General features: G+C 48.4%; 10 protein-coding genes. All 10 read right to left on the bottom strand.

The genetic code is table 11. From position 1 onward, the window contains the following. Window positions 1–12 precede the first annotated feature (12 nt). The 10 genes from B9A32_RS01640 to B9A32_RS01595 all read right to left on the bottom strand — a co-directional run bounded on the left by B9A32_RS01640 (window position 13) and on the right by B9A32_RS01595 (window position 12,530). Window positions 13–2,502, bottom strand: coding sequence for a tetratricopeptide repeat protein (locus B9A32_RS01640; RefSeq protein ID WP_084066620.1), 2,490 nt, complete (start codon window positions 2,500–2,502; stop codon window positions 13–15). Continuing rightward, window positions 2,502–3,317: an energy transducer TonB gene (locus B9A32_RS01635; protein ID WP_084066619.1), complete on the bottom strand. Its 816-nt coding sequence runs from the start codon at window positions 3,315–3,317 to the stop codon at window positions 2,502–2,504. Before B9A32_RS01635 ends, B9A32_RS01640 begins: the two co-directional genes overlap by 1 nt. 3 nt (window positions 3,318–3,320) lie before the next feature. Beyond that, entirely contained in the window at window positions 3,321–3,746 is a 426-nt protein-coding gene (locus B9A32_RS01630; protein WP_084066618.1) for an ExbD/TolR family protein, read from the bottom strand. Beyond that, window positions 3,734–4,369, bottom strand: coding sequence for a MotA/TolQ/ExbB proton channel family protein (locus B9A32_RS01625; protein WP_084066617.1), 636 nt, complete (start codon window positions 4,367–4,369; stop codon window positions 3,734–3,736). The genes B9A32_RS01630 and B9A32_RS01625 overlap by 13 nt, the downstream gene beginning before the upstream one ends. A 13-nt stretch (window positions 4,370–4,382) precedes the next feature. Next, on the bottom strand, window positions 4,383–5,792 hold the full coding sequence (locus tag B9A32_RS01620) for a MotA/TolQ/ExbB proton channel family protein (protein WP_139795663.1): 1,410 nt from the start codon (window positions 5,790–5,792) through the stop codon (window positions 4,383–4,385). Continuing rightward, window positions 5,779–6,711, bottom strand: coding sequence for a DUF3450 domain-containing protein (locus tag B9A32_RS01615; protein ID WP_170923657.1), 933 nt, complete (start codon window positions 6,709–6,711; stop codon window positions 5,779–5,781). Before B9A32_RS01615 ends, B9A32_RS01620 begins: the two co-directional genes overlap by 14 nt. A gap of 55 nt (window positions 6,712–6,766) precedes the next feature. Further along, window positions 6,767–7,060, bottom strand: a complete 294-nt coding sequence (locus B9A32_RS01610) for a hypothetical protein (protein WP_084066615.1) — start codon at window positions 7,058–7,060, stop codon at window positions 6,767–6,769. Between the two features lie 17 nt (window positions 7,061–7,077). Further along, the gene (gene hutW / locus B9A32_RS01605; protein ID WP_084066614.1) at window positions 7,078–8,529 is read right to left on the bottom strand and encodes a heme anaerobic degradation radical SAM methyltransferase ChuW/HutW; all 1,452 of its coding nucleotides are present in this window, start codon (window positions 8,527–8,529) and stop codon (window positions 7,078–7,080) included. A 55-nt stretch (window positions 8,530–8,584) separates the two neighbouring features. Continuing rightward, window positions 8,585–11,089, bottom strand: coding sequence for a TonB-dependent receptor domain-containing protein (locus B9A32_RS01600; protein ID WP_084066613.1), 2,505 nt, complete (start codon window positions 11,087–11,089; stop codon window positions 8,585–8,587). Between the two features lie 517 nt (window positions 11,090–11,606). Then, window positions 11,607–12,530, bottom strand: a complete 924-nt coding sequence (locus B9A32_RS01595; protein ID WP_084066612.1) for a DUF4198 domain-containing protein — start codon at window positions 12,528–12,530, stop codon at window positions 11,607–11,609. Between the last annotated feature and the right edge of the window lie 176 nt (window positions 12,531–12,706).

Raw genomic sequence — 12,706 nt, 5'->3', positions numbered from 1 at the left:
GTCAGACCCTGTTCACGGCATCATTGCTTGAATATTTTTGATATATGCCATGGCCTGGGAAGCCTCTGTTATAATTGATTCCTCTATGTTTTTCTGTTCAAGCACCTCTTGAAAATACCGGCAGGCCAGTGTGAGCTTTTTCTGTTTCATCAGGGCATAGGCTGATTTTATCCTCAGACTGGGCTTGTCCGTCAATTCAAGGGCCTCAAGGTAGGCCCGGGAGCTTTCATCATATTGTCTCATTAGAAAGGCAATATCTCCCACAGCCTCCCATCGGGCCGGGTTTTTTTCGGATTCAAGGGCTGATTTAGCGGCCTCAAGGGCCAGATCGTAGCGCTTTCCTCCAAGGAGCACATCCTTTATCCGGTCAAAATCCTTGGGGCACGGGGTGGAACCGGCCGCCTCCCTGAAACTTTGGGCTGCTTTCACCGGAACCCCGGCCATGTGATAGTAATGTCCCAGGGCCTTTAAATTTTGTTTCTCTTTTTGGGGCTCAAGGCGAAAGACCACATTCATGGCTGCTGCAGCCCCTGCATAATCTGATTTTTCCCGGGCCACCCACACCGCAAGTTTCCAGGATTCAGGCTTGTCCGGGTAACAGTTTAAAAGCTTTGTCAACATTGAAGATCCTTCATTACAAAGGTTGAGTTCCATGTCCAGCCGGACCATGGAAACCAGCCATGGATATTCGGGCTTTGGCATTTGGCACAATTTTTTCAAAATGGGCCGGGCTTTTTCAGGACGGTCAAGCCCTTGCCAGATAAGAACTGCTCTGTATTTGAGGGCCGGGGCCTCATCTGTGAAATGGACCTGTTCCATGACGGCAAGGGCCTCGGTTTTTTCTTTGGACCTCAGAAGACGGGAGGCAAGTTCAATGAACCAGAGGGACTTGGCGGGTTTGGCGGCAATACTCAGCCGGAGCAGGGAAAGGGTTTTTTTCTGATTGTTTTCCCGATCCCAGAGCATGGCTGCCCGGTATAAATGCTTGCCCTTGCCTGAGATGCGGGCACCCTGTTCCATGGCCCTTGCCGCCTGGAGATTATTTTTCAAAAGCAGATGGGTATTGGACAGGGTAATGCACCATTTTGCCCTGGGATGTTTGGTCGTTGCCAGCCGTGTAAGCAAAGGCAGAGCTTTTTCAGGTGCCTGGGCCTGGAGCCACAACCGAGCGGCCCTGTAATAATGCTTGTTCTTTTGGCTGATATTGGCAGCCTTTTCCATGGCCCTGGCCGCTTGAGGGAATTTTTCTTTCATGAGCCATGCATCGGAAACAGCCTTCATCCATTTGGGTTTTGGCCGGGATTGCTTTGTCAGAAACAAAAGAGAGTTTAAGGCTTTGTCTGGCTGGGTCAGTTGAAGCCGGAGTAAGCCTGCCTGGTAGGCATGGTCGGGGTTTCTGCTTATTTTAAACGCCTTTTCCATGGGCTGGGCCGCCCTGGAAATTTGTTTGGACATGATCCATGACTGGGCCAGGGCCACAAACCAGTCGGCCTTGGGCGGATTTAATTCAACTAATTTCAATAAATGTTTCCTTGAGTTCACCGGCTTGTTTACCTGGAGCCATAGAACCCCTGCCGTATACAGATTTTGGGGGGATGAATCAAGGGTTAGTGCATGCTCCATGGTCTGGGCAGCTTTAAGGGGTTTGTCCAGTGCCATGTAGACATTGCACAGCATCAAAAGCCAGTCTGGCTTGACCTTTTTCCGTTGGGCCAGAACCTCCAGAAGCCCCAGGGCATTCCGGGGGCGGTGGGCATCCACCCAGAGCCAGGCTGCATGGAACCAGAGATCCGGGGATTTTCCGGCCCGGGCTGCTTTTTCCATGGTTCTGGCCATTTCTATTTTTTTCTCCATGGTACCCAGCACATTGGACAGGGCCACCAGCCATTGGGACTTAACAGGTTTTATTTTTTCCAGATCCCGCAAAAGGGGCAGGGCCTTTTGGGGTGATTTGGATTCCATCCATAACAGGGCTGCCTGGTATTTCAAATCAGGATCATGGTTCATGGCCGCAGTTTTTTCCATGGCCCGGGCTGCCAGCTTAAAATCCTTCAGCTCCTGGGCAGCAGCTGCCAGGAGCTGCCATCCCCCGGCAAAACAGGGGGCGAGTTTAACTGTTTTTTCCAGGTGCGAAACCGCAGACTTATGTTTTCCGGCATTGTAGAAAAAGAACCCGATATTATAGTCAATATAGGCAAAAACATGTTCTGGATGTTTTTTTTGAAAATTTGATAAAAGTGCGGCAGCCTGCCCGTGCTTTCCGGCCTTGTCCAGCTCTTCGGCCCGGATGACGGTTTCATGGACCTCTGCTGGCAGGGGTGCCTGGATTGCAGGGCAGGGGGCATGGGTTCCGGACATGCATGTCGCCTGTTGGCCCAGACCCAGAGTCAACAGGAGTGATGCGCCAAAGGCAAAAATAAATTTTAAAAAAATAGTATTTTTTTTTATTTTAGAATTTTCCATTCTTTCCTGTTTTTTCAGACCCCATGCAATGCCTGTCATCAGCTTTTCTCCAGTTTAAATTCTATGCTGGTTTTCATCCATGTTTCCACTGCCCTGCCGTCCTTTTTTCCCGGCTTGAACCGCCATTTTTTAACAGTTTTCATGACGATCTCCTCAAACATATTCGATGGATCAGCCTTGATGACTGCCAGCTTCCGGACTGCGCCTGAGCGGTCCACCAGAAATTTTACCGATACCACACCTTCAATATTCATCCGTTTGGCCCGGTAGGGATACATGGGCTGGATGGCAGAAATTTTTTCCGGCGGGGTATCCAGTTCATCCATATTAAAGCGGATTTTGTTCACCGGTTTTTTTATGGAAGTTTTGGGAACGGGCAGATGTCCGGGTACGGGTTCCTTGGAGAATCTGAACCCGGAGCCTGTCAGATTGGCATGAATCGGCACTCCTTTTACGGCAAGGGCACCCAGGGATGGAAGGTTGACCGAAGCGGATACGGGTTGCTGCAGGGGTAAAAGATCCACAGCTTCCGGGAGTGGGGGTGCCGGAACCAGTGGTTCCGGCAATTCCTGAACTATGGGGTCAGGCACTTCGGGGGGAGGGATATCTATATCCGGCTCCGGGGGGGGGGGGGGATCTTCGGGGATTTTTTCCCGGAAGGGTTCCATTAAGGAGGCAGGCTCCTGGGCGATGAGTCGGATTTCCTGGGCCGAGAATTTTTTGTGCTTCATTGTGGTATGATGCATTAAAAAGGGAATCAGGCCCAGAACCCCGGTTCCCAGCAGAATACCTGCTGACGTAAGAAAGAGCTTTCGCCAGGGATGACTTGTTATGGACAGGGCGTTGTACTGCATTGTTCACCGTCCCGGTTTTACTGCAGATACGGCAATATTTTGTGCCCCTGCCAGGCGGCATTGATCCAGGACTGCCACCAGGCGGGAAGTGGGGCATGCACCGTCTGCATCAATGATTATCCCACCTTCGCTGTTTTCCGTTAAAAAGATTTCCACCAGGCCCCGGACTCTTCTTAAATCAACTTTCTGATTGTCTATGAAAACGTTGCCGTCTTTGGTGATGCCCACGATAAAACCCACAGCTTCCTTTGCCTGGGCCGTAACCGCCTGGGGGCGGTTTACCTCTACACCGGATTCCCGGACAAAGCTGGCCGTAACCAGAAAAAAAATCAGGAGTATGAAAATCATGTCGATCAGGGGCATCATGTTGATTTCAATATCATTGTCATCCATACCCGAGGGACCTGAAAGATTGCCTATTCTGTGCATTTTTCTTTTTCCTTTTCCAGCCATTGATTTACGGCCCGGTGAAAAATCATGATATCCTGGTGAACAGCTCTTATTCTTTTACGCATGAACTGTCCCACAAGAAGACCGGGCAGGGCCACCACCAGGCCTGCCTGGGTGGTCATCAGGGCCTCTTTTATCCCCGAAGCCATGGCCTGGGAGTTGCCCATGCCGTAGAGTCCGATCACCCTGAAAGTTTCCACCATACCTGTGACAGTTCCCAGGAGCCCCAAAAGAGGGGCCGCCGCAGCCAGGGCCATGATGGTGGGGATGTGGCGGTAAAAATCCCTGGTCTGGCGGCGGACGGCCACTTCGAAAAAAATCTGGTCCGGTCGGCCTGGTTTTCCTGCTCTTTTTCTAAAATGATTTTCCAGAAAAAAATTCAGGATTCCAGCCCGGGGGCAGTCCGTAACCGGCACGGGCCGATCCGTGGATTGAAGGCATTTCAGGGCCTCCGGCACAGAAAGAACATGCCGGGTTTTTCGTCGGACCCAATCTACTTTAAGGACGATGAGAACCCACATCCAGGCGGACAACAGGGCAATGGGCACCATGACGGGCCCCCCGGTTTCTATAATTTTCCATATTCTAAAAAAGATTTCCATTGGAGTCGGTTTCTTATTTTCCGTTGGTTTCAAGCTTGAGCAGGGCAGCCATGAGGGCCAGCCCCTTCTCTTCCATGTCCCTGGCCAGTGATTGGGCCCGCTGGGTTAAAAACGCGGCAATAATCATGATGGGGATGGCCACGGCCAGGCCCACCTGGGTGGTGATCATGGCTTCGCTGATCCCCCCGGCCATGAGCTGGGGGTCCCCGGTGCCGTGGACGGTGATCACCTGGAAGGTATTGATCATGCCTGTGACAGTTCCCAGAAGTCCCAGGAGCGGAGCAACGGCTGCTGAGACCTTCAGGGCGGAAAGGAAGCGTTCCAACCGGGGGGTCTCCTTTAGGATCGCCTCGGACAGGGCACTTTCCATCACGGTCTCGGACTCATTCTTAAGTGCCAGCCCGGCCATGAGAACACGGCCCGTGGGGCGCTTTCTATGGGGCATGGTGGCAGCAAGGGCGGCTCTGATGTCACCCTGGGCAACAAGATCTGTGACCTTTGTCATGAGCTCGTCGGTGTTGTGGCGAACTTTTCCCAGGAAAAACAGACGTTCAATGGTCAAAAACAGGGCCACAATTCCCACCACAAGTATGGGGATGACCAGGATACCGCCGTTTTTGAGCTGTTCCATCCAGCTCACGTTTCGGGAAAGCTGGGCAATGGCGATGCCCCCTGAAATATCCATAAAGAGTTTTTCGCTCTTTCCCTCAAGATATTTTTTAAGGTTTTTTCTGACCGGAAAAGGCGGTTTGGCTCCCACCACCAGACGGCCGGATGCCGGGGACATGGTCAGGTACGCGATATTTTTCCCTGACCTGTGAAGGGCCGTCATATGACCCAGACGGGTGATTTCAGATTCCACGGTTTCTCCGTTCCGGTCCAGAACCATTCCTGTATATTGTTTCCGGGTTGCGGAATGATCCATATCTTTGAAACAGATATTAATAAGCGTTTCAAGCTCCTTCATCCCCAGCAGATGCTCTATCTCCAGGAGGCTCTTAAGGGTCTGGATGTCTTCGGGATGCTCAGCTGAACAAGGGCTTTTTTCCGCCCGACCCAGAAGGTTACGGGTCACATCCCGCATAATGGTTTCCAGTTCTTCTTTTCCGGCCAGTCGGGATGAAATCTCTTTTTCAAGACGATCCCTTTCTTCGGCCATTTCCTTGAGCTGCTCCCTGCCGGTTGTAAGTTCCAGCTCTAATGCCTCCAGGCTGTTATTTAATTGCGCAAGCTCCCGGAGCCGTTGACTGCGTTTTTCTTTAATGTCTTTTTTGCTTGATTTTTGAATTGTTACGGCTGTTTTCAGTTCTGAATCTACGACATCCCCCACCACATCAAGGGTTTTGTTAGCAAAAACCGGAGCATTTGCTCCAAGGAGCCCAAGAAGGGCAAGGGCCATAAACAGTGTTTTAATTGTTTTCAATGGAATCTCCTCCCTTCCCGGGTTCTGCCTGGGCAGATCCGGCAGATTCTGTCAGGGTAACAGGAAGTCGACTCAATCCGATAATTCTAATGCCTTCTGCTATTTCCATGGCCTGGGTAATATCTGTTTCCCCTCCTTCCAGGGCAATATAACGATTTTGATCCCTGTCCCAGACATAGGCTGTCTGCCCATCCGGCGTCAATGCAAACAGGCCGATACGGCCCACCCTCAGAAGTTTAACCTGCCTGGCCCGGCCGTCCACCTCAATTTTATCCTCCCTGACGCCCACGCTATATCCCATGTCCACCTCCCTGATGAGAGAATCAAGTACTGCCCGGGTTTTGATGAGAAGTGACATGTCGTAGTCGTCCAATACCGACTGGGAAGAGTCTATGGCTTGCAGACGGCGTTCAAGTTCCATGGGGAGATCCCGGTTCACAAAATAACCCAGTTTCTGCAGGGTTGATTCCAGCACCGGGAGAAGTTGTGTTTCTACCTTTTCCAGCTCAGCACCCTGGGCCTTGAGTGTCTCAATTTTTGCTGCAAGGGTCTGTTGAAAAATTTTATTTTTTTCCACCTGCCACCGGGTGTGTTTCAGCCGGGTTGAAACTGCCTCAATCCGATCCATAAGTTTTTGTTCCTCATCCACCCAGGATTCCACCGCTTTCTGGGTGGCGGTGTCAGTGATGACGGTTTTTTCCGCAACCTTCTTGACCTGGGAGGCTGTGTGGGCGTTTCCCAGTACCGGCACAGGCTGAAATATCAATAAAAGACCAAGGATCAGGCCCGGGGGCAAAAGGGCATAAAATGATAATGGATGCCAGCGATTATTCTTATAACCGCTACGGGACCGTATTCTGATCCGACTTTGCCCACAAAAAAGTTTAAAATATTTCCACAGATCTGCGGAGTATTTCATATAGAACTCCTCCATAAAAACGTCTCCATTTTTACTCCCTGATCATTTTGATTTACTATTCCGCTTTAATTAAAACTTTGGTCAAATCCTTTCTCAAGTGCTCCAGTTTTTTGGACTTAAATGCTTTTCTGGTCTCTTCCAACACCTCAATGGCATGCTTGATGGCATCTTCCAGTGCCGTTTCTCTGGATCGTTTGGGGCAGCGGTCGAAAAAAGATTGGACATGTCTCTCATCCAGTTGATTTTCCAAAATGGATGAGACCAGACAGCAATGCAGATCCATTCTTTCCTGAAGATCTTTGACACTGCTGTTCAGCGTACTGACTATTTCCTGTTTTTGAATATCCATGTTTGTTTTCCAGATTATTATGAATTTTTATGACAGTAATCAATCAAGGCCTGGGCCAGATTGACCTGCCAGAACTGGCCAGCAACGGTGAGATCAATCCAGTCTCCTTTTTGCCGGATCAGGCCCACTTTTTCCCATTGCTCCAAAAGAGGTGCGCATACCCGGGCCAGGTCAAATTGATGCTTTTGCTTAATGCCGGAAAGATTCAGATGTCCCACCTCCAATGCCCCGGTGATGCTGTTGATGACAGGTCTTTGTTCCGGATAGGCCATCAATGCTGCAAGGGGTTTGTTCCCGGTCTCAAGGGCAGTAAGATAGGGTGCCAGCCTGTTAGTGGTAAAACATCCGTATCCGTGGAGGGAACCACCGGCTCCGGATCCCAGGGAAAGGCACGGTGCTCCTTTTTTCATGAGAAGGTTATAAAGATTTCTTTCCCGCGTTTCCCGCCCCCAATGACTCATGGACAATCGTCCATAGTGGGCATTTGACATCATCGACACCCCCCTTTTAAACATGAGGGCCTGTTGCGGAATTGTTGCGGCAGGGGGTAATCGTCCTTTGTTCAGAGCCTTTTCCAAGGGGCTTCCCTTAAAGGTATTGAGTTGATAAAGATCAACCCCATCCAGTTCCAGGGATTGAAATAGCTCAATGTCCTTTCCCCAGACACTCATGGTTTGACCGGGCAGACCGTAGATGAGATCAATGACCGTCACGGCATTGTCGGTATCCCGCGCACGGATAAGATTTTTTATGATGGCATCGGTATCACAGGTGCGCCCAAGATTTTTTCGTATGGTGGTGTCAAAAGTTTGAACGCCCACGGAAAAACGGTTGGCACCCCCTTCCAGAGCAGATGAGAGGATCTCTTCATTCAGATCAAACACAGTGGTTTCCACTGTAATTTCACAATCATTGGCCAGGGGAAAAAAGGACCGGATCGCTTTTAACAGGCGTTTCAAATCCCAGGGGTCCAGCACTGTGGGTGTACCCCCCCCCAGGTAAACAGCGTGGATCGGATATTGGGTGTTGGCCTTTTTATCCACATCCAGAGCCATCTCCCGGATCAGGGCATCGGTGTAAATCTTACTGGACATGGCGGTTACCGGGTTAAGGTAAAAACCGCAGTACAGACAATGGTTCCGACAAAAGGGAATATGAACATAAAGCGCTGTTTGCTGATTCCGGGGGATCTCCATCAGTTCGTCCCAAACTGCGGCCATGCGGGATGGATCCACCGGTTTTCCGCCCAGTCCTGCATGCACAGTGCTTTTTTTATCAAAGGCATGGGTCAAGGGATTGACATTTTCTTTGGCAAAGAAAGTACGATCCTCCTTGTGGGTCATCTGGGATGTCATCAGATCCAGCTTACCCAGATTCTGCGCGTTCTTGTTCTCTGCTTGATTTTCTTTGTCAAGGGCTGACTCATCGCTTTCATGGGATATTTCCCTGGGTTTTGAATTTTCTTTCATTCTGTCAATCCATCCTGTCAATGGCTTTGGTTGAAAAAATAAGGTTTTAAATGCCTTAAAATTTATAGTTTATTCCAGTATAGTACTTGGCACCCAGCACCCTGTCGTGGAGATCTTTCTCCATTTCATCAAAAATATTGTCCACGCCAGCATAGACCTCCACACCGTTAAGGAAACGTTTTTTTATGTTGAGATTGCAGATGGTAAAGTTATAATCCTTTTTATCCTGGAGAAAATCAGACACATATTCACCCCAGATATTGACGTCAAAGTTATAGTCTTCGTTGGTGTAGAAGAGCTTTGCCGTAACCTTGTTCTTTGGACGCTGCTCCAGTCGTTCATCTGTCTTTTTGTCGATGGCATCAAGGTAGGCATACCCGGCTTCAAAGGTGAGGTTATTATGAAGTTTGACATTGAACTCCACTTCCGAACCCTTGATTTCAGCCTCGTCAATGTTGGTGTAATTGGAAATGGTGGCGCCGGTTTCTGCTTCTTTCCCAATCTTGACTGTGTCAATGAGATCATCTACATCGTTATGGAAAAAGGCCATCCGTCCGCCCAATCTGCCCATTTCTCCTTCCAGGGCAATTTCATAGCTGTTGCTTGTCTCGGGTTCAAGATCGGGGTTTCCAATGATATGATACTTGCCCCCCATGCCGTACCAGTCTTTATAAAGCTGGCCTGTTGCCGGGGTGGCATAACTATGTCCGTAGTTGGCTTTTACCCTGAATTGTGGATGGACAAACCAGGTGATGCCGATTTTGGGACTCAATTCATTGTCAAAATCGTCGGGTTTATCATAACGGACACCGGGGATAATCAATAATTTATTACCGATAAACCACTCATCCTGGAGAAAGAGTGAATATGCCGAAGGCTCGTAATCTGACCCTTTAATGGTGATGCCTTCACGTGTCAAGGTAAAAGGGTTGTCACCGGTGCTGTTCCGGGCGCTGTGAAACAACTCTTTGCGCCAGTCCCCCCCCAGGGTGATTCGATGGCTTTCCATCAATACCTTTGAGGCAGAGGCTTCCACTACAGTGGTTTCGCGCTCGTCATTGCTAAAATCTTTTAATTCCCCTTTTGGGTGAAATTTGCCCCGACCGGTGTAATCCTGGGCGTACCTGGATTCATAATCTTTTTCCCAGGTGGAGAAGTAGGCCCTTGCATTGGCCTGGAGCTCTTTTGTGTCGTAGGCAAGACCGACGGATGTCCCCATTTGGTCATAGCAGTTACTTGAACTTCGCATGTATGTGCTGAAATACTCGTTTTCCACGTCGTCGTTGGAGAAATCAAAAGTGATATCCGATGAAAGTACATCGGAAAATTTCCAGGTAAGCTTACTGTTGATGCTGTAAAGTTCCTTGTCAGAAGAAAGATATTCATTTTCATCGTTTTTTAAGGGGGTATTTTTGATGACACTCCCGGAAAGAAAGAAACCCAATCGCCCCATGTTTTCTCCGGCACCAGCTATGTTGAAGGTGGCTTCAGTGGAATCTACATCGCTGTTATCGTTGTAGACACTATATTTGAATCCAACACTGCCACTGGGTTTCCGGGGCGTTTTGGTGATGATATTGATGACGCCGCCCATGGCTTCGGACCCATAGAGTGTGCTCATGGGGCCGCGGATAATCTCGATACGTTGGATGTTATCCGAAGTAATGCGGTCCAGTTCATTGAATTTGCCCAGTGGGCCTGCCATGCGCCTGCCGTCAATGAGGATCAAGGTGTGTTTTCCTTCAAATCCGCGAATGGAGGGGGCGGATCTGAGCATGTTTTCATAAAAATTGACCCCCACGGCATAGGTGAGCACATCCTGGGCCGTGGCTCCGGCCATGTTGCTGATCTCCTTTGCCGTGATGATCTCTGTACTGACGGGAACATCTTTTACATTGTTTTCGGTCCGGGTGGCGGTGATTAAGGTGTTATCCATTATGATCATCTCATCATCGGAATCAGAACCTGCAGCATTTGCAATGGACGTTTTTCCTGAAAACCCGGTTGAAAAGAGTGTAAGCGTTAAAGCAAAGCACAAAAGAAGCGCTAATTTAGGCAACTTTTCAAGCATTTGGGTAAAAGCGTTTTGGGCATTTATTAAATCGGCATTATCGGGGTGTTTTTCAGCTTCCCTTAGTCGTGCTTTCCGTTCCGGTGTCATGGAATGATGGGGATCATCCTTAAATTGTTTAGCCATCCACTCAATTAAAGAAGGGTCTACTTTTCCCTGGCACATGAACGTTCCCAGGATCTCGTTACCCGCCAGAAGGGCTTTGGTTTTTTTCATACTCTCCCCGGCATGATCTGAGTCAGGGTATGCGCCAAGGGTGCCGAATAGACCGATCTGTTTTCCCTTGATTTTCTTAAAAAATTTTTGGGCCTTTAGATCGGCTGTCCCTTTGTCCACCCAGAACCCCAGCGCCAGAAAATCGAATCCATCAACCCTGGGTGCATTCTCCATGGGGTGGATCTCCTTGGGTTCCGGCAGGGTATCAAACACGGCTTGTGCCACCTTTTTGGTATTTCCGGTTTTACTTGAATAGACAACTAAAGATTTCATCTTGTCTCCTCAAAAAATAATTTAAACTCAATTGTTACAATCATTTGTTCTTTGTTTCTTTTTATATGAAATACCCCGCAAACCGGGGGTGTATTTCAAGCTTTGTTGTGGGCGGAGCGAGGTTAGAATGCGGTCCGCCCGTGGCGGTTATATGAAACACTGGCCATGCGTTTTTGAAGTATCTTTTAAAAGTAGTGGGGCATAAGGCCGTTGCTTATTCGAATCACCACATTTTTTTCACGCCTGTCGGACCCTTTCAAGAAAACCCCACTCTCCTGCCCCTGCGGAGAGTGAGAGGAGCTCCACGGCCTTTTTGTTTTGTTAATTAATATGTTGGATGAGATTTCATGGTTGTTACAAACCCAAAAGGGCGTAATCGTATGCGAAAGAAAACAGCTTTCTGTTCACATCCGGTTACGCCCTCACTTTTCGAATCTATTTCAATCCGAACCGCAGGATGCCCCCTGATACCCTTACGTGAATTCAATGAATTTTGGTTTTACCAAATAGACTTAAATTAATGGGATGTCTTTTTTTGTCTCATCCGCTCATTGGGAATCTCAAAAACCAATGTTGCAGTATATTTAAGCTGGCTGCACTTCTCCTTTTCTTCCGGCGGGGCATTGACTTTTATGAAATAACGGACAAACCAGCGACCGGGATTGGAAACGAACATCTTAATGGTGTCACCATTGATCTCTTTGCCGGGATAGTAATGGTCTTCGGCAAGGCTGGAAAAGCCGTTGTAAGTTGCGTCCCAGGTCCCTGATCCAGTGAAAGGTTTTCCATTAAAATAAACTTGCAGCACAAGGTCTTCCCCTACCTTAAGATTATTTAAATCCTTTTCAGGAACCAGCTCCAGAGGGAGGCCGACATTGGCTGGAAAGGGCGTGGATGAAGCTTCGCAGGTGACGTAGCTTTTTGTAAACTGTCGACTGTAAAGACTGAGCTTGATCTCTTTTGCCTTGTCTTTAATCTTGCTTTGGGGCTTGATCACATGGTGCTCCCGTCCCTTTTTATCAACATAAATCGTATAGTAGCCCGGGGTTGTCTGGGCGGTCAGAGCATAGGTGCCCTTGTTCTCGTATTCCACAAGATACGAATGAAGTGAGGTCTCATCCCGAACGCTGATATCTCGCACCTCACCTGTGGGGGTGTGGATTTGAATGGATTTGATCTTTTTAGCTCTCAAGCCATCGGAAACAGGGATATGATGACCATAACAAAAAAAGAGAGGAAAACTTTTTCCTTCCTTGACATCATATCTGCTGGATTGAATGTAGAGAGAGTGGGCTGAGGTGTTGGAAGGTGAAAGCATATTTCCCAGGAGCAGAATTGCAACAAAGAGTATCTCTAATAATTTTATCCTTCCAGGCAATTGTTGAATGGTTAACCCGTTCCATGCAAATTGAATCCAATGCCCTTTTCGATTTATTGTCATTTTGTTTGTTCTCCTTCATGCTATGACGGCATCGCTACTTAATGGTAAATGTGTTTATAATTATAACTATGTGCTAATCATGTTGTTAAGTTAGAATATTAAAACTTTTATTGAGGTTTCTTACTATCCGATCTTTATTTCTCTGTCAAGAGCTTTTCTTTTATCAACTCAACTTT

It is taken from the genome of Desulfocicer vacuolatum DSM 3385, from assembly GCF_900176365.1.
Taxonomy (GTDB): domain Bacteria; phylum Desulfobacterota; class Desulfobacteria; order Desulfobacterales; family Desulfobacteraceae; genus Desulfocicer; species Desulfocicer vacuolatum.
The sequence above is the reverse complement of the archived record's forward strand: the minus strand, read 5'-3'. Positions and strand labels throughout refer to the sequence as shown.